Here is an 18,823-nt window from a genome sequence, read left to right as displayed (position 1 = left end):
TTGGCGGAGACGGAGGGATTCGAACCCTCGATACAGGTTTAAGCCCATATGCTTCCTTAGCAGGGAAGTGCCTTCGACCACTCGGCCACGTCTCCACATACTTCAACAACGTAACCAACACGCCATCGCAAGGTCCAGCATCATAACTTTTCGAGCATGTCCGGTCAACCGGACGATGCACATGAATCGGACTTAATTGCTCTTTTCCAGATCAAAAGTCTTGTGCAGCGCGCGCACTGCCAGTTCCATGTACTTCTCGTCGATCAGCACGGAGATCTTGATCTCCGATGTGGAAATCATCTGGATATTGATACCCTCTTCAGACAACGTACGGAACATCTGCGAGGCGATGCCAACATGGCTGCGCATGCCGACGCCGACGACGGAAACTTTCGATACTTTTGTATCGCCCTGAATGCTGGCTGCGCCGATATGGCCTTTGACACTGTCATTAAGCAGGTCGATCGCCTTGGCATAATCGCCGCGCGGAACTGTGAACGTGAAATCGGTTTTACCATCCACAGACTGGTTCTGGATGATCATGTCGACTTCGATGTTTGCGTTCGCGACCGGACCAAGAATCTGGTAAGCGATGCCTGGACGATCCGGCACGCCGAGTACGGTGATCTTCGCTTCATCGCGATTGAATGCAATACCGGTGATAGCGGCTTGTTCCATATGTATATCTTCCTCAAACGAAATCAGTGTGCCGGACTTTGCCTCCTCTTCCAGCGACATCATGGGGTCGGTCAGCGACGACAGTACACGCGTCGGCATCTTGTAGTTGCCGGCAAACTCGACAGAGCGAATCTGCAGCACTTTTGAACCCAGCGATGCCATTTCAAGCATCTCTTCAAATGTGACGGTATTCAGGCGGCGCGCTTCCGAAACCACACGCGGATCGGTCGTATAGACGCCATCGACGTCTGTATAGATCAGACATTCCTGCGCCTTCATCGCAACGGCTACAGCAACTGCGGATGTGTCGGAACCACCGCGGCCAAGCGTCGTAATGTTGTTGTCGTCGTCCATGCCCTGGAAGCCGGTGATGATCACGATGCGTCCTGCATCCAGATCTTTTTTCACCTTGATATCGTCGATCGACTGAATACGCGCCTTCGTGAAAGCGGAGTCGGTCTTGATCGCAACTTGCCAGCCGGCATACGACACTGCCTCCTTGCCGATCGCCTGCAGCGCCATCGACAACAACGCGACCGAAACCTGTTCACCGGTCGATGCCAGCATGTCCAGTTCGCGCGGATCGGGTTGCGGCATCAACTCCTTGGCCAATCCGATCAGGCGGTTGGTTTCGCCGGACATGGCCGACGGCACAACGATGATTTGATAACCGGCGTCGTGCCATTTGGCAACGCGTCTGGCAACATTCTTGATGCGCTCGGTAGAGCCCATCGACGTGCCGCCGTATTTGTGAACGATTAATGCCATAGGGAAGAATGCGCTTGAAAAAGGAAGCCGAAAAATCAACCCTCGACTTTACAGCCTGACGGGCAGAATGACAAGTCCGGCAATGGCTTTCGCCGTTTTCCTGCTTATCAAATCGATCAGCAAAATTGTCCGATGAACCTGCGTCACACCGAGTCGAATTCCCAACGAAACCCGACCCGTACGCCGGGTTCAGTGGCGAATGCATGACAATCCATGCCGACACCCGCAGCAAACAGTAATTGCCCGCCCGCAAATACCAACGGCAAACGTTCACGCTCCCACGCCGGAACGTCACACGCCTGGTAATGAACCTTCAGATTGCGTGTCGGGCGATTCCAAGCAAGCTTGAGCCGTTCGCCCCCGCTGCGCAAAGCGATCGTCAATTGCCGTTCAGCTAACCAGCCAATATCAATACCCTGCTCCGCCGTTTCAAAATACAACGTGCCGGAGAATTCGGCAAAGTGCAGCGAAGACTCGCCATTCCAATTGAACGTTACCGGCGTCTGTTCCAATACCGCCGGATCCAGCTTCGGCGTGATGAAGACCAGATTGCGATGTCGGCGAATATGGCAATCTGCATGCGTCACGCACAACTGCGCATCGTGCTTGGCCTCGAACAATTGCGTCCGCATCTCGTTCAGCCATGCAGTCGACGGCATGCGGATACCGCGCGATCCGAACCAGTAGCGCAACATGTTATCCACGCGATCGGTACCAAACTGTTCCAGCTTCGTCACATCAAGACAATCTCCGTCAAGGCATGCCGCCAGATCCTGCGCTGCCAACTCGACTAGCAATCGTTGCGCTGATTGCGCATGTTGCGCCGTACGCGCAAACCGCTGTTGAAAACCGGGGAAATGCCGCGCCAACACGGGCATTACCTGATGCCGCAATGCATTCCGTGCATAGCGTGTATCGGCATTCGATTCGTCTTCGACAAAATCGATCGCATGCTCATTAGCCCATGCTTCCAGATCGGTACGCGCCGATTGCAGGAGCGGACGTCCCATCAGCAACATCGAATCGCCAAGCAGATCGGCAGCGTGATTGGCTTTATCCATTCCCGACAGGCCAGCCACTCCAGAACCGCGCAGCAATTGCAGCAGCACCGTTTCCGCCTGATCATCCTGATGATGAGCCGTCAGCAGCAAGGGAACACGATGCGTAAGACACATCTCGCCCAATGCAGCATAACGACTGTGACGCGCCGCTTCCTCGATGCCATTCTTATCCGCGCGTTCGAGCTGAATACGGCGCGCGTCGAATGTGACACCTTCTCCACATTGTGCCTCGCAGTGTTCAAGCCATTGATCCGCATTCGGACTCAAGCCGTGATGTACATGGAAAGCGAACAGTTGCAGTTGATGTTGTGCCGCGTACGTTTGCAGCAAGGACAACAACACGGCGGAATCCAGACCGCCGCTATACGCGACGGCAATTCGTTCCAAATCGAAACGCTCAAGGCCGGTCGTACAAAGAGAAACGCGCGTCCGGATTTCCCCTAACGCGCGTTCGAATTCCTGTTGCAGCGACGGAATCTGTTTAGTTGTCACGCATCATTCCGGTGTATTCAGTTCCTTGAATTTGCCGTAGCTCATCAGCTTTTCGTGGCGTGCAGCCAGCAGGTCCTTGGTTTTCATACCCTGGAACTGACGCAGCGTATCGGCCAGTGCGCGTTTGACGAATGCTGCCATCTGCTTCGGATCGCGATGCGCACCACCCAACGGTTCATTGATGATCTTGTCGATCAAGCCCATTGCCTTCAAACGATGCGCCGTCAAACCCAACGCTTCTGCCGCATCAGAGGCACGCTCTGCGGATTTCCACAGAATCGACGCGCAACCTTCCGGCGAAATCACCGAGTACGTCGAATACTGCAGCATCAACACCGCATCGCCAACTGCAATTGCCAGCGCGCCGCCCGAACCGCCTTCACCGATGATGGTGGCAATCAGCGGCACTTTCAGTTCCGCCATCACATAAAGATTGTGACCGATTGCTTCCGACTGACCACGCTCTTCCGCATCAATCCCTGGAAAGGCACCGGGCGTATCGACAAAGGTGAAGATCGGCAGGCCGAACTTCTCGGCGACTTTCATCAGGCGCATCGCCTTGCGATAACCTTCTGGTTTCGGCATGCCGAAATTGCGCATGCTGCGTTCCTTGGTATCACGCCCCTTTTGATGACCGATCACCATGCAAGGCATGCCATTGAAACGTGCGAGACCACCGACAATAGACAGATCGTCTGCATACGAGCGATCGCCATGCAACTCATGGAAATCCGTGAAGATTTCGTTCACGTAGTCCATCGTGTACGGACGTTGCGGATGACGCGCAATTTGCGATACCTGCCATGGTGTCAGCTTGGCGTAGATATCCTTCGTCAGTTGCTGGCTTTTCTTCGACAGGCGATCAATTTCTTCCGAAATATCGACAGCGGAATCGTCCTGCACAAAGCGCAACTCCTCGATCTTGGAATCGAGTTCTGCAATCGGCTGTTCAAAGCCGAGGAAAGTCGTTTTACTCATCGTGCACCCTTCTGATTCAACACGAGATGGCTGATTGTATCGTTGCGTATCGTTCGTATCTGTTTAATACGCGACCGGTACCGGCTCAAGACTGCGCCACAGGTACCAGGTTGCAACGGTACGATATGGTTCCCAGTTGGCGGCCACTTCACGCGCATCACTGCGCGAAACCGGCTCGCCTGAAAAATAATTATGGCTGATGCCTGCCAGCAGACCAGCGTCGTCCAGCGGCAGAATATTCGGTCGGAGCAGATTAAATATCAAAAACATCTCTGCTGTCCAGCGTCCGATGCCGCGAATCTGGATCAATTCGGCAATGACATCCTCGTCGTCCATGTCGGCCCACTTGTCACAATTGACACGTTTTGCCTTGAAATGGTCGGCCAGATCGAGAATGTACTCTGCCTTGCGTTTGGATAATCCACAGGTCGAGAGCTTCTCTCCAGCGCGGAGCACCTGTGCCGGCGTGCATTTTGGACAAACTTCCAGGAATCGTTGCCAGACACTGTCAGCGGCCTTGACGGAAATCTGCTGACCGATGATGGAACGTGCAAGTGTCGAGAACGGTTCGCCACGGCTGACCAAATGCAGATCGCCGAATTGCGGAATCAGCTTGCGCAGAATCCGGTCGCGTTTCATCAGTTCGACCTTCGCTTCCTCCCAGTATGGCGGCAGGATGCGTGTTTCCTCGGCGACAATCAGTTTCCCCATGCGGCTTATGCCCTTCGCCATTCAGTCAAACCACCCGGCTTGTCTTCCAGAACGATGCCTTTTTCCAGCAACGCCGCGCGAATCCGGTCCGCTTCGGCAAAATTTCTTGCCCTCTTTGCATCGACGCGTGCTGCAATCTGTTCTGCGACGAATGTTTCCAGATCGCCATCATCTGCATTGGCCAGTCCGGCACGCAGGAATTGCTGCGGCGCGCGCTGCAAAAGGCCGACTATACCAGCCAGACCGACCAGTTGACGCGCCAGCGCTACGGATTTCGTCTTGTTGACTTCGTTGGTCAGTTCGAACAGGACAGCGACTGCCAGCGGCGTATTGAAATCATCGTTCATCGCTTCGGCAAAGCGAACGGCATGCGCTTCCGACATATCCAGAGGCGATGCATCCGGCGTCACCTCTTTCAAGGCGGTGTACATGCGGGTCAATGCATTGCGCGCGTCATCCAGATGCGCGTCGGAGTAATTCAACTGACTACGATAGTGGGCACGCAGGATAAAGAAGCGCACGACTTCCGCATCGTATTTCGCCAGCACTTCACGAATCGTGAAGAAATTGCCCAGCGATTTCGACATTTTTTCATTATCGACACGCACAAAACCGTTGTGCATCCAGTAGTTGACGAACGATTGCCCGCTTGCTCCTTCGGATTGGGCAATCTCGTTTTCGTGGTGCGGAAATTGCAAATCTGCGCCGCCGCCATGAATATCGAATTGTTCACCCAGCAGCTCGCACGCCATTGCCGAACATTCGATATGCCAACCTGGACGGCCACTGCCCCACTTCGATTGCCACTTCACTTCTTCCGGTTCGGATTCTTTCGACGATTTCCACAGGACGAAATCCAGTGGATCACGCTTTCCGGTATTCACGTCGACGCGTTCGCCGGCACGCAAATCTTCCAGCGACTTGCCGGACAGTTTGCCGTAACCGGGAAAATCGCGAACAGAATAATTGACGTCGCCGTCCGTCGCCTTATATGCAAGGCCATTCTTTTCCAGCGCTTCGATCAAGCCGAGCATCTGCGGCACGTAGGCAGTCGCGCGCGGTTCGTGGTCCGGTTTCTGCACGCCCAACGCCGCAGCATCTTCGTCCATGGCGTCGATGAAGCGCTGCGTCAGTTGCGAAATCGTTTCCCCGTTTTCTGCTGCGCGCTTGATGATCTTGTCGTCGATGTCGGTAATGTTGCGGACATAGGTCACTTCGTAGCCTGATTGACGCAACCAGCGCTGGACCAGATCGAACACCACCATCACGCGCGCATGACCGATGTGGCAATAGTCGTAGACCGTCATGCCGCAGACGTACATGCGAACCTTACCAGGATCGATCGGCGTGAACGGCTGCTTTTCGCGCGCCAACGTGTTGTAGATCTTCAGGGAACTCATGAATGTGTGTGTCGGTCAGGAATTTGTCACAAGCTGGACGTGCCTTGCCGTTTGCGTTCGCAACGACGTTCCGGAGCACGGTGCGACAGGTTTGCCAAACACTTTGTCATACTTCTTTTTGATAAAATGCACGTTTTCGCGGCAGTATAGCATTGATGAAAACCGCCCCGACCTCGCGGCGACACAGTCGAAATCTGCACGACGCAGCCGGCCAGGCAAGGTCACAAGCGGGACGGCATGATATGCCAGCGCAACAGTTCCTGCAACTTTCTGCCCGGCTTGCATGGTGCAGCATCTCTGTGCGATAAACAGTTTTCTCCGTCATCATCCAATTCAAATTTTGAACAGGAACCAGAATGAAATTTTTCCGCCGTTGCATCCTGACCGCAGCCGCCGCGCTGTCGTTGTCGTCCTTCTTTCATCTGGCCCAGGCTGCTGGCGCACCGCAGGTTTTGCTCAAGACCAATATGGGCGACATCGTGCTGGAATTGAATCAGGAAAAAGCACCGATTTCCACCGAGAACTTCCTGCAATATGTGAAAAGCGGTCAGTACAACGGTACGATTTTTCATCGGGTGATCAGCAGCTTCATGATCCAGGGCGGTGGATTTACCGCCAACATGCAGGAGAAGCCGGCCCGCGCACCTATCAAGAATGAGGCGAAGAACGGCCTGCGCAATGATGCGTATACCATCGCCATGGCGCGGACCCAGGCTCCGCAATCAGCTACCGCACAATTCTTCATCAATACCCGCGACAATGCTTTCCTGAATTATCCTGGTCAGGATGGTTGGGGTTACGCCGTATTTGGCAAGGTCGTCAAGGGAACGGAAGTCGTCGACAAGATCAAGCAGGTAAAAACCGGTAACGCCGGTCCTTATTCGGACGTACCCGCTCAACCGATCATCATTGAATCGGCGACCGTTCTTAATTAATTTCACTCATCTTACGTTTCATCTCACGTCTATACGAAGGAATATCATGGCTGTCATTCTCACCACCAACCACGGCAACATCACAATCGAACTCGACGCAGAAAAAGCGCCGAAGACCGTGGAAAACTTCCTCGCCTACGTCAACTCCGGCCATTATGCCGGCACGATTTTTCATCGTGTCATCGACGGTTTCATGGTTCAAGGCGGCGGTTTCGAACCCGGCATGAAACAGAAACCGACCAATGCACCGGTAGAAAACGAAGCCAAGAACGGCCTCAAGAATGGCATGTATACGCTGGCAATGGCGCGCACGTCCGACCCGCATTCGGCATCGGCGCAGTTCTTCATCAACGTCAACGACAATAGCTTCCTTGATTATCCGGGTCAGGACGGCTGGGGCTACTGCGTATTCGGCAAAGTCACTGACGGCACCGATGTTGTCGACAAGATCAAATCCGTCAAAACGACCCGTAGCGGCATGTTTGCCGATGTGCCGGTTGAAGACGTCGTCATCGAGAAAGCCGAAGTCGTCTAAGTGCCGCGATTCGCATGAATGTATCGAAACAAGCGCAGCCTGATGTGGCTGCGCTTTTTATTTCCGACCTGCATCTGCAGGCCGACATGCCGCGCACGACGCAGGCATTCTTCGATTTTCTCCATCGTCATGCCGCGCACGCTTCGCGGTTGTATTTGCTGGGAGATATTTTCGAAGCCTGGGCCGGTGACGACGATATCGATGATCCTTATCATCGCCAGGTCGTCGAAGAAATCCGGAAAATCAGCGACGGTGGCACGACCATATTCTGGATGGCAGGCAATCGCGACTTTCTGGTTGGAGAGCAATTTGCGCAAACCGCTGGTTTGACGCTGCTACCCGATCCGTTTGTCGTCTCCATCGCCAATCATCGAATCGCTCTTACACATGGCGACGCCTGGTGTACCGACGACGAGGCCTACATGCAATTTCGCGCGCAGGTAAGGCAGCAAGAATGGCAACGGAATTTTCTTGCGTTGCCACTCGCCCAGCGCAAGGAAATTGTCGAGAAATTACGCGCCGGTAGCCGCGATGCGCAAAAAGGCAAATCCTACGAAATTACCGACGTCAATGAAGCCGCAATCACTTCCCTGTTCGATCGTACCGAAGTGACGACCATGATTCACGGTCATACGCATCGTCCCGCGAAACACACGCATTCAAAAGACGTGCAAACGTCGCGTGTTCGTTATGTGCTTTCCGATTGGGATCTGGATCACGGGACGCCACGAGGCGACTGGCTGGCGATTGATATCCAAGGAACGATCAAGCGCTTCCGGATGGATGGTGAAGAAATAGAAGACTGATCTTGGCAAAGACCGTTTCTGGTACGGCAAGCCAGGCTATTCAAATTGCTGCTTGAATTGCCGGAACTGTTCCTTCAACCCGGCAACCTCTTCGCGTAACAAGGACACTTCCTCTTCCAGCTGTGCAATACGGTCGCTTCTGGAAGTGCTTGATGTTTGACCGTGCGAAGCGGCGAGGTCATCGCTCGACGAAACAGATCCGGACAACAGATGTGCATAACGCACTTCCTTGGTCCCGGGGGCACGTGCAAGTCGAGCAACCAGTGGCGGATATTTGTCGATCAAAAATTGCAGGCAGGTTTCCACCTCGATCAACGAAGCAAACTCATGCAAGCGACCGCTCCGTGCGCGAATCTCGCCCGCCGTTTGCACGCCACGTAACATCAGGATTGTCAGGACGGCCAGCTTGTCCTGCTCCAGTGACCATTTAACGCGGAGCCTGTGCTGATACTTTGCGACACGCGCTCCAGCCTGATTAACCTCCGCAATAAATTTTTCCGCGATCAGACGCTGCAATGTCTGCTGCACGTCCGATTCGCTCAACGTCATCACAGGATCACGGCTCGACAATTGATTGCAGCCGTTCACTAATGCGTTCAGCGAGAGCGGATAGCTGTCGGGTGTCAGCGCTTCCTTTTCGGCCAGAACTGCGAGAACGCGCAATTCACGAGGATCAAGCAAATCCTGAACGATTGCTGCCGACTCTTCAAGCGGCGCCTGCGTGTTTTCGTGATCCATCGAGGCTATTCGACCAGCTTGTTGAGCTGCTCGGGATCAAACTTTTCGACAGAGGTCAGCGTTTCGCAGCCAATTCCTGCGCACTTCAACGCGGCAAGAATTTTCTCGATCTGATGCTCCTGAGTGGCAGCGTTATCGATCAAGCCATGCAACGCCTTGGAGAGAGGATCGTCGCCATTCGGCGTAACTCCGTAGGCGGCAAACATGCGTGCTGCCGCTTCATCGCGCGCATTCGCTTCCTTCAGAATGATGCGCGCAGGATTGCCGACCGCAGTCGCACCTGCCGGTATTTCCTTGACGACGACGGCATTGGAACCAATCTTGGCTCCTTCACCCACGGTAAACGAACCCAGTACTTGTGCACCGGCACCGATGATGACATTGCGGGCAAGTGTAGGATGGCGTTTGGCACCCTTGCTCAACGACGTGCCGCCTAATGTCACGCCTTGATAGATCGTGCAGTCGTCACCAACCTCGGCCGTTTCGCCGATCACGACACCAAAACCGTGATCGATGAAAACACGACGGCCTATCGTGGCACCCGGATGAATTTCAATGCCGGTCAGACCACGCGAGATATGCGAAGTAAAACGTCCAAGCCATTTGAAATCATGCGTCCAGAACCAGTGCGCCCAGCGATGCATGACAATCGCGTGAAAGCCCGGATAGCAGGTAATGACTTCCCACGCGCTGCGGGCGGCAGGATCGCGCGTCATGATGTTGGCGATATCTTCGCGAATACGACTGAACATGGATAAATAATGCAAAAGATGCGTAGAGACGCAAGTGTAGCCTGTTATGGCCGATCATGAATGCTGCGGACCAGACAGGAAGCCTGATCCGTTTTCCATCTAACGCCCCGCAGCAATGCGCTGGCGGCGTGCCTCATAGAGGCAGACACCGGAGGCTACCGACACATTCAGGCTCTCGACGGAACCGAACATCGGGATGCCGACCAGGACATCGCAGGTTTCGCGCGTCAAACGGCGCATACCTTCGCCTTCCGAGCCCATGACAAGAGCTGCCGGGCCGGAAAAGTCTGCTTCGTACAAACCTTTTTCTGCATCGTCGGTCGTGCCGATGAGCAAAATCTCGCGCTCCTTGAGTTCACGTAGCGTCCGTGCCAGATTCGTCACCGTGATATACGGCACGGTGTCTGCCGCACCGCTGGCAACCTTGGCAGCCGTCGCATTCAGCCCCACCGCCCTGTCCTTTGGTGCAATCACCGCGTGCGCGCCGACGCCATCGGCCACACGCAGGCATGCGCCAAGGTTATGCGGGTCGGTAATGCCGTCCAGCACAAGCAGCAATGGCGGACCGTCGATCGCATCCAGCAGTTCATCCAGATTGCGTGCCAACGATATCTCGCCAGCCTTGGCGACGACGCCTTGATGACGGCGCGTACCAACAATGGCGTTCAGTCGCGCATCGTCGGCTTGAATCATGCGGACGTTGGCGCCCTGAATGGCGCGAATCAGTTCCTTCATGCGCGGATCACGACGATCTGCGTCAATGTAAATTTCTTCTATCGAAGAGGCTTCGTGGCGCAGACGCGCCGTTACGGCGTGGAAGCCGAAAATCATCTTGCTCTTCATTGTTTATCTTTTCTTCTTGCCTGATCTAGGCGCTGCAGGAGCGCGTTGCTTGCGCGGCGTGGTCGGTGCGCGTTTGGCTTTCGCCTTTTTTGCAGGAGCCGGTGTCGCTGTCGATTTCGTGGCCGCGGCTTTTCCCGTTTTCTTTGTCCCGTTGCCGGAGCGCGACTCATGTTCCGCATCGGCACGACGCGCTTCGTTCTTCAATACGGTGCGAATGCCCGGCTCATTGACGAGGCGCAAATCGATCTTGCGAGCATCGAGATCGACGCGACTGACTTGCACCGTTACCCGATCAGTTAGCTGATATCGAATGCCAGTGCGCTCACCACGCAATTCGTGCCGCGCCTCATCGAATTTGAAGTGATCCGCGCCCAGTTCGGTGACGTGCACCATGCCTTCGATGTACAACGCATCGAGCTGCACGAATATGCCGAATCCCGCCACACCCGCAATCGTTCCGGTAAATTCTTCACCCAGCTTGTCGCGAATGAAATAGCACTTGAGCCATGCCTCAACGTCGCGTGACGCTTCATCGGCACGACGTTCGTTGGCCGAGCAATGAATGCCGAGCGCTTCCCAGATTGCGAGATCGCCTTCCGCTTTTTCCTTCTGTTTTCCTTCTGCCTTGTCCAGCGCGTTCTTCCGCCGTGCAGCCGGCGACAGCATCGTGTTCAACACGCTGGTGTCGATACCTTTCGGCGTATAACGCTTGCCTTGCAGAATTGCCTTGATCGCACGATGTGTAAGCAGATCCGGATAGCGACGAATCGGGCTGGTGAAGTGTGCATACGCCTCATACGACAAACCGAAGTGGCCGATATTGTCCGGGCTGTAGACAGCCTGTTGCATCGAACGCAGCAACATCGTCTGCAACAGCAGCGCATCGGGACGTGTCTTGATCTTCGTCATCAGCTCTGCATAATCGGAGGCGGCCGGCTTGTCACCGCCACCAAGATTCAGGCCGAGCTGCTTCAGGAATGTACGAACCTGATTCAGCTTTTCCGTTGTCGGCAATGCATGGACGCGATACAGACTCGGATGTTTGTGACGCTCGAGCAAATCGGCAGCGCAAACGTTGGCTGCCAGCATGCATTCCTCGATCAGCTTGTGCGCCTCATTGCGAGTGCGCGGCACGATCTGTTCGATCTTGCCTACTTCATTGCAGACGATGTACGTTTCGGTCGTTTCGAAATCGATAGCACCACGCGCATGACGTGCCTGCAACAATGCCTGATAGACCGAATAAAGATTCAGCAAATGTGGCACCAGCTTCGGACGCCTGGTTGCTTCAATACCCTTCGTATTGCCTAGAATGGCAGCAACTTCCGTATAGGTCAGACGTGCGGCCGAGTGAATGACTGCCGGATAAAACTGATACGCCTTGATTTCGCCCTTGGTCGTGATCACGGCGTCGCACACCAGCGTCAAGCGATCGACGCCCGGATTCAGCGAGCACAATCCATTCGACAGCTTTTCCGGCAACATCGGAATCACACGACGTGGAAAATAAACCGAAGTGCTGCGCTCCAGCGCATCGACATCCAATGCTTCATTCGGTTTGACGTAATTGCTGACGTCGGCGATGGCAACGATCAAGCGAAAGCCGTCAGCGCGTCCGATTTTGCATGGTTCGCAATAGACGGCATCGTCGAAGTCGCGTGCATCTTCACCATCGATCGTCACCAGCGGCACATCGCGCAAATCGACACGATCGGTCAGATCCGCCGCACGCACTTCACTTGGCAACTTGGCTGCGGCCTTCTTTGCTTCTTCGGAGAACTCGTGCGGCACACCATATTTGCGTACGGCGATTTCGATCTCCATGCCGGGATCGTCTATGTCGCCCAGTACTTCAACGATCTTGCCGACAGGCTGGCTGAAACGCGACGGTTGTTCGGTCAATTCAACACTGACGACCTGACCGGTTTTTGCCTTGCCGGGAGAACCGGCGAGCATGATGTCCTGGCCGATGCGCTTGTCTTCTGGAGCAACGACCCAGACACCGTTTTCATTGAGAAGACGACCGATCACATGCGTGTTGGCGCGGTCAACAACTTCAACGATGGTTCCTTCAGGACGACCGCGACGATCCGTGCCGATGATACGAACCTGAACGCGATCACCATGCAGCACCTTCTGCATTTCTTTCTCAGGCAGAAAAATATCGGCGCTGGCATCGTCAGGAATAAGGAAACCGAAGCCGTCACGATGACTGCTGACTCGGCCTTCGATGAAGCTGGAAGAATGCGCAAGCTGATAATTGCCGGCGCGGTCGGGCTTGATCTGCCCATCGCGTTCCATCGCATTCAGACGTCGCATCAGCCCTTCCATTTCGTCGGGCTTGACGCTCAACGCCTTTGCAAGGGAAGGCGCATCGTGCGAAACAGTCGCAGTGCGGAGGATGCCGAGAATTTCCTCGCGGCTGGGGATGGTATAAGAGTATTGGCTCAAAAGCTGTTTCAGTTAAATTGTTATTGGAACGAAGTCAGTGTAACGGACGACGTCGATGTTTGCATGACAAGTCGGTAAACGTGCAAATTACGTGCATTCGTCGATTGACATCCCGCCGATTTCCGTTATACTTCTCATCTTTCTGCAATTGCAGGCCCACGTGGCGGAATTGGTAGACGCGCATGGTTCAGGTCCATGTGCCGCAAGGTGTGGGGGTTCGAGTCCCTCCGTGGGCACCAAACATTGAAAAACCCGTTGATTCGTCAACGGGTTTTTCTTTTTCTGATTCACGTTTATCGTGTCTCATCCGCCGGCTTAATATTTTCTGCAACGATGATGTTGCCAGACCATCGTGACCGCCCTGCGACACGATTCCATCTACCTCATTTGAACGGCTTATCGCCTTTCATGCGCGCCGCAAGTTGATGCGCACGCAACCCATCATATTCTTCAAACGGCTGATGAATCCACGGATTAGTTGGCAGATATTCGAGATAAAAATCCGGCACAACCGATGAACAGGCCTTGTACCAGATGACAGCTGTCTTGACCTTTGTCACTGTGGAAAACTGTTCCGACAGATGACGCTGAACACGTTCAAGCGTAATTCCGGAATCGACCAGATCGTCAATCAACAAGATTCGACCACCGAGCGTTCCCTTGCTTATGGTGATATGTCTGGCGATATCGAGTTCACCTTGCGCTGTGCCGGCTTCTTCACGATAAGAGCTGGTTGAAAGAATCGCTAGCGGGACGTCGAAGATACGCGAAAAAATATCGCCTGGACGCAAGCCCCCGCGCGCCAGACACAGTATCTGGTCGAACTTCCATCCTGATTCGTGCACCAGCAACGCCAGACGCTCGATCGCATGGCGATATTCATCCCATGCGATCCACAGATCGGCGGCATCCGATTCGCTGGCATCGCGCATTTCAGCCGCCATTTTTCTTACTTGAAAGGATGACGCAGAACGATGGTTTCTTCGCGGTCAGGGCCGGTCGAGATCATGTCGATCGGCACGCCGACCAGTTGTTCGATACGATTGATGTAGGCACGTGCATTTGCCGGCAGCACATCCAGCGATTTCGCACCGACAGTGCTTTCTTTCCAGCCCGGCATTTCTTCGTAAATCGGCTCGCATGCTGCCGCTTCTTCTGCACCGACAGGGAAGATATCCACCGTCTTGCCGTTGATCTTGTAGCCGGTGCACAGGCGCAGCGATTCAACACCGTCCAGCACATCCAGTTTGGTCAGACACATGCCGGTAACACCATTGATCTGCACCGAGCGCTTCAGCAAAGCGGCGTCGAACCAGCCGCAACGACGCGGACGACCCGTGACGGTGCCAAATTCGTGACCCACCGTCGCCAGATGCTTGCCGATGCCTTGATCGGTTGGCAGTTCGGACGGGAATGGTCCTGAGCCGACACGCGTTGTGTATGCCTTGGTAATACCGAGAATGTAATGCAGCATGCCCGGACCGACGCCGGAACCGGTAGATGCATTGCCTGCAACACAGTTACTCGACGTAACGTATGGATAAGTACCGTGATCGACGTCAAGCAGGCTGCCCTGTGCGCCTTCGAAGAGGAGACTGGAACCGCTGTTGAACGCTGCATACAACGCACTCGATACATCGCCGACCATCGGGCGCAGGCGCGGCACATCAGCCAACGCATCGTCCAGCGTCTTCTGATAATCGATTGCCTGAACCTTCAGATAATGCGTCAGAACGTAGTTGTGATAATCGAGATTTTCCAGCAGTTTTTCTGCAAAACGTTTTTCATTGAGCAGATCCGCAACGCGGATCGCGCGACGCGCAACCTTGTCTTCGTAGGCCGGGCCAATGCCCTTGCCGGTCGTGCCGATCTTGTTTTCACCACGCGCCACTTCGCGCGCAACGTCGAGCGCCGTGTGGTACGGCAGAATAATCGGACAGGCTTCGGAAATCTTCAGACGCGATGGCACTTCAACGCCAATCGCCTGCAGTTTGTCGATTTCGCGCAGCAGATCAGGCACCGACAGTACAACACCATTGCCGATATAGCAGGCCACGCCTTCGCGCATGATGCCGGACGGGATCAATTGCAATGCCGTCTTGTGGCCGCCGATGACCAGCGTATGGCCCGCGTTATGGCCGCCCTGAAAGCGCACCACACCTTGCGAATGGTCGGTCAGCCAGTCGACGATCTTGCCCTTGCCTTCGTCGCCCCATTGGGTACCGACAACTACGACGTTCTTTGCCATGTTTTTTGTAGACATCACTTAACCTAAATTTTTGATAATCCAGTTGCCATTCTCAAGCACGAGCGCGCGATCGCACTCGAACTCATCCTGATCGTTTTCGTCGCCGGACAGACTGTGAATCACGACTTCTCCGGCCTTGCGCAACGATGCAATCGTTTCACGCAATTTGTTATCCCGCCCCCACGGCGCACGAATGGCGCGCTTGGCTCCGGCGGCGGGCAGCAGGCGCGCAAGCTCGCGCAAATCCATCGAGAAACCCGTTGCCGGACGTGCACGACCAAACGCTTCGCCCACATGATCGTAACGACCGCCACGCGCCACCGCATTCGGCAAGCCTGCGACATAGATGGCAAACATTGCGCCACTCTCGTACTGATATCCGCCCAGATCTGCCAGATCAATCGTCACGCTGGCGATGGTCACGCTCACCGTATCCGCCAACTTCGCCAGTGCTTCCAGTTCATTTAATGCACGCTTGATTCCGGCCAACTCCGGCAATACCTTACGGGCGCGCTCGATAACCGAAGCGTCGCCATACAATCCGGGCAATGCCAACAGGGCACGCCGCGTTTCTGCGGCATATCCAGCCGTGATTTTCTCCAGCTCGGGTACATCCTTGGCACGCAGAGCCGCATAAAGCGCTGCTTCATTCTTTTGTGCCTCAGCGTCGTTCTGGAGAATCGCACGCAGAATGCCGACATGGCAAAGATCCAGACGCACATGCTTGAAACCTGCCAGAGCCAGCGATGCCAACGCCAGTTCCTGGATTTCTGCATCCGCTTCAAGTCCGGCATGGCCGTAAATTTCTGCACCGATCTGCAGTGGTTCACGTGTCGCATGCAAGCCGTTCGGACGCGTATGCAACACACTGCCGGAATAGCAAAGACGTGTAATCGAAGGACGATTCAGCAAGTGCGCGTCAATGCGCGCAACCTGCGTCGTCATGTCGGCGCGAATACCAAGCGTGCGGCCGGACAGCTGATCAACCAGTTTGAACGTGCGCAGGTTAACGTCCTGTCCCGCACCAGCCAGAAGCGACTCCAGATACTCCAGCATCGGCGGCATGACAAGTTCATAGCCATACAGATGGAAGTGATCAATGATCGCGCGACGCAATTCTTCAATCTTGCGGGCTTCAGACGGCAAGACATCGGCGATATTTTCAGGCAATAGCCAATTAGGCATGACGGGAAACGAAATAGGATCAGGAAAAGAAACGAAGAATACGGATCAACAGGAAAACCGGACGCGCCAACGTATATCAATCACATCGGCGAACAACCGGCACGCATCACCGCATTAATTGCGAAAACTGAACGCAACGCACTTTCACAACCTCGCTACTCATGCGTACGCAGACATCACTTACTTTGCGCCGGCACCCGAATTCTTGAAGTATTTAAAGAACTCGGAATTCGGATCGATCACGAGCGTATCGTTGCGTGTCTTGAAACTCGCGCGATAGGCTTCGAGGCTCCGATAAAACTTGTAAAACTCCGGATTTTGGCCAAATGCCTGAGCATAGATCTGCGACGCTTTTGCGTCACCTTGGCCGCGCACTTGTTCTGCATCGCGATAGGCTTCCGCCAGAATTACCGTACGCTGCCGGTCTGCATCCGCACGAATTTTTTCGGATTCTGCGGCACCGGTGGATCGCAATTCATTGGCCACGCGAGCCCGCTCCGATTTCATCCGGTCAAATACCGAATTATTGATTTGATCGACATAATCGACGCGCTTCAAACGGACATCAACGATTTCAACACCGATCTGTTTGGCTTCGTCCGACACTTTTTTCTGGATGCCATCCATCACTTTGCCGCGCTCGCCGGAAATCACTTCGCGTACCGTACGTTTGGTAATTTCCTCGTTCAGCGATGCCTTGACGATCTGATTCATGCGATTTTGCGCGCTGCGCTCGTCACCGCCGAAACTGACGAAATACAAACGCGGATCTGTAATGCGCCATTTGACGAAAGCATCGACAAGAATATTTTTCTTCTCGGCGGTAATAAAACGGTCAGCATCCGGTGTATCCAGTGTCAGGATGCGCTTATCGAGAAAAAGGACATTCTGGAACGGTGGCGGCAATTTGAAATGCAGGCCAGGTTCCTTGATCACGCTCTTGACTTCACCCAGCGCGAATACGATCGCATACTGGCGTTGATCGACCACAAACATGGTCGAGAAAAAGAGGACGACTGCAATCGCAAGCGCAATTAGATAAGAGAACATGCGATTCATTATCGGGCCTCCCGATCACGGGAGCGTTCATCGCGCGAACGAGTATCTTGTTGCAACTGCGCCTCCAATGAAGATTGATCGTTTCGTATCACTGCCGAAGCGGCGCCCGGAGGTATTGCCGAACCTGTTTGTGATTGTCCCGCCGGTGCCGGTACCGGCACCGGCAACTGTGCAGATTGCGAAACCAGCTTGTCGAGCGGCAGGGAAATCAGGTTATTGCTGTTCTTCGTATCAACCATAACCTTCGTCGTGCTTGCGAATATTTTCTGCATCGTATCGAGATACATCCTGTCTCTTGTCACGGCCGGTGCCTTTTGATACTCAGCATAAACCTGCTTGAAGCGTGCCGCTTCACCCTCTGCATTGGCAATCACGCTGGAACGGTAGGCTTCCGATTCCTGCAGCAAACGCGAAGCGGTACCGCGTGCACGTGGAATGACATCGTTTGCATATGCCTGCCCTTCGTTCTTTTGCCGTTCGCGATCCTGGCCCGCCTTTACTGCATCGTCAAAGGATGCCTGCACCTGTTCAGGCGGCTGCACACCCTGCATCGTTACATTGGTAATCTGGACGCCCGCCTTGTATTGGTCGACGATTTTCTGCATCAGTTGACTGGTATCGAGTGCTACTTTTTCACGACCTTCGTACAGAATGAAGTCCATTTTGCTGCGACCGACAACTTCACGAATGGAGGTTTCCGCGACCTGCTTGATCATTTCGTCCTGCTCGCGATTGTTGAACACCCAGTCGGACGCGTTCTTCAATGTGTATTGAACCGCGAACTGGATATCAACAATGTTTTCGTCCTCGGTCAACATCAGGGATTCCTGCGGCTGTTTGTTCTTGGTATTCCCGCGGTAGCCGACTTCCACCGTACGCACCTGCGAGACATTGACGATTTCATGTCGCTGAATCGGTGCCGGCCAGCGCCAGTTGAAACCGGATTGCGTCATGTGGCTGTATTTTCCGAACGTCATGACCACACCGGTCTGGCCTTCTTGCACAATGAAAAAGCCGCTGACCAGCCACAGGAATGCAACGATTACGGCGATAACGGCAGCGCCAATACCGGCGCCACGCATATCCGGAGTGAATTTATTGCCGTCGCCCGAATCATTCCCGCCACCGCCGCCGCCCGTCTTGCGGTTGCCGAACAGGTTGCTCAGACGCTGGTTGAAATCCC

17 protein-coding genes and 2 tRNA genes are annotated in these 18,823 nt (G+C 54.4%); 4 read left to right on the top strand and 15 right to left on the bottom strand.

Annotated elements, in window-relative coordinates:
- Position 1: 1 nt before the first annotated feature.
- The 6 genes from VN114_RS08070 to cysS form a co-directional block, all read right to left on the bottom strand.
- Positions 2-95 (bottom strand) — tRNA-Ser (locus VN114_RS08070).
- Between the two features lie 97 nt (positions 96-192).
- The gene (locus VN114_RS08065; protein ID WP_325513748.1) at positions 193-1,446 is read right to left on the bottom strand and encodes an aspartate kinase; all 1,254 of its coding nucleotides are present in this window, start codon (positions 1,444-1,446) and stop codon (positions 193-195) included.
- Between the two features lie 143 nt (positions 1,447-1,589).
- Complete coding sequence (gene tilS, locus VN114_RS08060; RefSeq protein WP_325513746.1) at positions 1,590-2,999, bottom strand: tRNA lysidine(34) synthetase TilS; 1,410 nt, start codon at positions 2,997-2,999, stop codon at positions 1,590-1,592.
- Between the two features lie 3 nt (positions 3,000-3,002).
- Positions 3,003-3,977 carry an acetyl-CoA carboxylase carboxyltransferase subunit alpha gene (locus tag VN114_RS08055; RefSeq protein ID WP_325513745.1) on the bottom strand — a complete coding sequence of 325 codons (975 nt, stop codon included), beginning with the start codon at positions 3,975-3,977 and terminating at the stop codon, positions 3,003-3,005.
- 63 nt (positions 3,978-4,040) lie between these two features.
- Complete coding sequence (locus VN114_RS08050) at positions 4,041-4,688, bottom strand: DNA-3-methyladenine glycosylase (protein WP_325513743.1); 648 nt, start codon at positions 4,686-4,688, stop codon at positions 4,041-4,043.
- A gap of 5 nt (positions 4,689-4,693) precedes the next feature.
- The gene (gene cysS, locus VN114_RS08045) at positions 4,694-6,088 is read right to left on the bottom strand and encodes a cysteine--tRNA ligase (protein WP_325513742.1); all 1,395 of its coding nucleotides are present in this window, start codon (positions 6,086-6,088) and stop codon (positions 4,694-4,696) included.
- 356 nt (positions 6,089-6,444) lie between these two features.
- Here cysS and VN114_RS08040 point away from each other — a divergent pair, with 356 nt between their 5' ends.
- The 3 genes from VN114_RS08040 to VN114_RS08030 are packed head-to-tail and all read left to right on the top strand — an operon-like array spanning position 6,445 to position 8,364.
- On the top strand, positions 6,445-7,023 hold the full coding sequence (locus VN114_RS08040) for a peptidylprolyl isomerase (protein WP_325513740.1): 579 nt from the start codon (positions 6,445-6,447) through the stop codon (positions 7,021-7,023).
- 46 nt (positions 7,024-7,069) lie between these two features.
- Entirely contained in the window at positions 7,070-7,558 is a 489-nt protein-coding gene (locus tag VN114_RS08035; RefSeq protein WP_325513739.1) for a peptidylprolyl isomerase, read from the top strand.
- 14 nt (positions 7,559-7,572) lie between these two features.
- A complete protein-coding gene (locus VN114_RS08030; RefSeq protein WP_325513738.1) occupies positions 7,573-8,364 on the top strand; it encodes a UDP-2,3-diacylglucosamine diphosphatase in 792 nt (263 codons plus the stop codon).
- A gap of 36 nt (positions 8,365-8,400) precedes the next feature.
- Here VN114_RS08030 and VN114_RS08025 read toward each other — a convergent pair whose 3' ends face one another.
- From VN114_RS08025 to rnr, 4 genes are all read right to left on the bottom strand, one after another.
- Entirely contained in the window at positions 8,401-9,102 is a 702-nt protein-coding gene (locus tag VN114_RS08025; RefSeq protein ID WP_325513736.1) for a YceH family protein, read from the bottom strand.
- A 5-nt stretch (positions 9,103-9,107) separates the two neighbouring features.
- A complete protein-coding gene (gene cysE / locus VN114_RS08020; protein ID WP_325513735.1) occupies positions 9,108-9,854 on the bottom strand; it encodes a serine O-acetyltransferase in 747 nt (248 codons plus the stop codon).
- Positions 9,855-9,953: 99 nt separating this feature from the next.
- Complete coding sequence (gene rlmB, locus VN114_RS08015) at positions 9,954-10,697, bottom strand: 23S rRNA (guanosine(2251)-2'-O)-methyltransferase RlmB (RefSeq protein ID WP_325513734.1); 744 nt, start codon at positions 10,695-10,697, stop codon at positions 9,954-9,956.
- Positions 10,698-10,700: 3 nt separating this feature from the next.
- Positions 10,701-13,148: a ribonuclease R gene (gene rnr / locus VN114_RS08010; protein ID WP_325513732.1), complete on the bottom strand. Its 2,448-nt coding sequence runs from the start codon at positions 13,146-13,148 to the stop codon at positions 10,701-10,703.
- A gap of 154 nt (positions 13,149-13,302) precedes the next feature.
- Between rnr and VN114_RS08005 the strand changes: the two genes are divergently transcribed.
- Positions 13,303-13,387 (top strand) — tRNA-Leu (locus VN114_RS08005).
- A 144-nt stretch (positions 13,388-13,531) separates the two neighbouring features.
- Here the strand turns inward: VN114_RS08005 and VN114_RS08000 are convergent.
- The 5 genes from VN114_RS08000 to hflK form a co-directional block, all read right to left on the bottom strand.
- Complete coding sequence (locus VN114_RS08000; protein ID WP_325513731.1) at positions 13,532-14,092, bottom strand: phosphoribosyltransferase; 561 nt, start codon at positions 14,090-14,092, stop codon at positions 13,532-13,534.
- A gap of 5 nt (positions 14,093-14,097) precedes the next feature.
- Positions 14,098-15,411 (bottom strand): adenylosuccinate synthase, encoded by a 1,314-nt coding sequence (locus tag VN114_RS07995; RefSeq protein WP_325513730.1) that lies wholly within the window; start codon positions 15,409-15,411, stop codon positions 14,098-14,100.
- Between the two features lie 3 nt (positions 15,412-15,414).
- Entirely contained in the window at positions 15,415-16,581 is a 1,167-nt protein-coding gene (locus VN114_RS07990) for an ATP phosphoribosyltransferase regulatory subunit (protein ID WP_325513728.1), read from the bottom strand.
- A gap of 180 nt (positions 16,582-16,761) precedes the next feature.
- Complete coding sequence (gene hflC / locus VN114_RS07985) at positions 16,762-17,640, bottom strand: protease modulator HflC (RefSeq protein ID WP_325513727.1); 879 nt, start codon at positions 17,638-17,640, stop codon at positions 16,762-16,764.
- Positions 17,640-18,823: FtsH protease activity modulator HflK (gene hflK / locus VN114_RS07980; protein WP_325513725.1), on the bottom strand; the 1,184-nt coding region annotated here is incomplete at its 5' end. The genes hflK and hflC, both read right to left, overlap by 1 nt.

The sequence above is a fragment of the Oxalicibacterium sp. genome, assembly GCF_035565035.1.
Taxonomy (GTDB): Bacteria; Pseudomonadota; Gammaproteobacteria; order Burkholderiales; family Burkholderiaceae_D; genus Oxalicibacterium.
The sequence above is the reverse complement of the archived record's forward strand: the minus strand, read 5'-3'. Positions and strand labels throughout refer to the sequence as shown.